Origin of the sequence: Gordoniibacillus kamchatkensis (assembly GCF_000829455.1) — a bacterium.
Classification (GTDB): domain Bacteria; phylum Bacillota; class Bacilli; order Paenibacillales; family NBRC-103111; genus Gordoniibacillus; species Gordoniibacillus kamchatkensis.
This window is the reverse complement of record NZ_JXAK01000143.1, coordinates 1-1,567: the sequence shown is the minus strand read 5'-3', so window position 1 is coordinate 1,567 and position 1,567 is coordinate 1. Positions and strand designations below refer to the sequence as shown.

At 47.7% G+C, this 1,567-nt stretch carries 1 protein-coding gene and 1 pseudogene; one reads left to right on the top strand and one right to left on the bottom strand.

The annotated features are described in order from the left end of the window. Positions 1-760: 760 nt before the first annotated feature. On the top strand, positions 761-1,225 hold the full coding sequence (locus SD70_RS35595; protein ID WP_082053816.1) for a YiaA/YiaB family inner membrane protein: 465 nt from the start codon (positions 761-763) through the stop codon (positions 1,223-1,225). Here the strand turns inward: SD70_RS35595 and SD70_RS40615 are convergent. Next, a pseudogene (locus tag SD70_RS40615) lies at positions 1,167-1,358 on the bottom strand (group II intron maturase-specific domain-containing protein); the annotation flags it as partial. The gene SD70_RS35595 and the pseudogene SD70_RS40615 overlap by 59 nt on opposite strands. Positions 1,359-1,567: the final 209 nt, after the last annotated feature.

Genomic DNA, 1,567 nt, shown 5'->3' with positions numbered 1-1,567 from the left:
ACAGCGCCCCGCGCGGCGCTGCATAGCGAATTTGTTCTTTAAACAAACCAATCCTCTCCCCGCCGGATCCACGCCGGCTTAATTTGCTCATCGCCAGCCAACTGTAGCAGGCAGTTTTGCAGAAGCGGCCCCTGCAGTTGCGCTTTGAGCACTTGCAGAGGGCCATTCCCGGAAAGTAGCGTCGATTGCTTCTCCAGTTGCTTTTCCGGCAACATCTACTAGTCGCGTAGGGAGTAGCGGAGTTGATATGTCACCGACTACGCTTCGTCCGGCAAGTGCATCCGGAGAGCAGTTGAAGCGTGCGCTCTGCGTGCTCCAGCCAATATAGTTCCGAAGCCTTCGCCCTGCGGCAATGGTATCCTGATAGTTCGGCCAAAACCGCCCAAGAAGGAAGCTATCATGTTCAAGCCAATAAAGGCCTCACTTCCCCCCCATCAACCCCCTCACAAATTCCAAATACTTACATGCCATCGAAAATTAAAGAGTACGAGTCGACTATGAGTGAATGGGCGTATACATGGCAGCGAGCAATAACCTTACAGGATCAGATCGCAAAAAGGCAAGCACTTCGCGAAAATTGACAGCGTCGGCAGATTTGTAAGTATGCTTTTCCTCTAGCGCCTCTCTGGAAATCTAATAGAATGTTTGAGGTACTATGAAAAATTAGGACTGTTTTCAAAAAGGCATATACGCTAATATAAGTTGCAAAAGAGAGCCAATTTCACAAATCAATATGAAATCCGAAGAGGGGGAGCTCCGCATGTACCCGAAATATCAAAAAAGTAACACACCAGCTTTCACGTTTGCTTCTTACTTCGCCCTTGCCGCCGGCATATTTTTATACTGCCTCGGCATCTACAATGCAGATTGGCAATTGAACGTGAAAGGTTATTACTTGCTATGTATGTTCCTGGTCACGATCACGAGCATCGTCACGCAAAAAGTGATCCGGGACAATGCCGAGGATAAATATTTAAAAAGTGAAAATCCAAAACATCGTATGCGAAACACCCCTGCGTTTACAGGAATGGCGATAGCCGGTTTAATTATCGGATTCGGCATGTTCTTCATCGGTCTATTCAATGCACCTTTCGAGTTAAACGTAAAAGGCTATTACATTGCGGTTATGCTTTTGATCGCCTACAGCTCGATTGGGGTACAGAAAGTCACCCGCGATAATGCCGAAGACAAAGAGATCTTGGAAAACCAAAATTTGAACAGCTAACGAATGTGCTGCAACGCTCTTTGCCGCGACGGCCAGACCATGCAGTGTCTTCTCCGAATCCATGAATCCCTTCGGGAGTCTTTGCATCGCTATGTCCGAAGTAGTTGCACCAACCTCTTATGTACGGATTGGCCTCTACAGTTGCGCTCGAAGTCTAATTGCCGAGGCACTTTTGCCGAAACATGGCTCCGACTGGTCCTCCTATTGCTTTTCCGGCAACTACAGCAGTCAGTTTTGCGTAAGTGCACCTCTGTCAAGAAAGTAGACACAACTTAAGCCGCCTGGAGCTGCTCATAGTACCTTTTTTCGCATTGATGTGGGGTCAGATAACCGATCGACGAA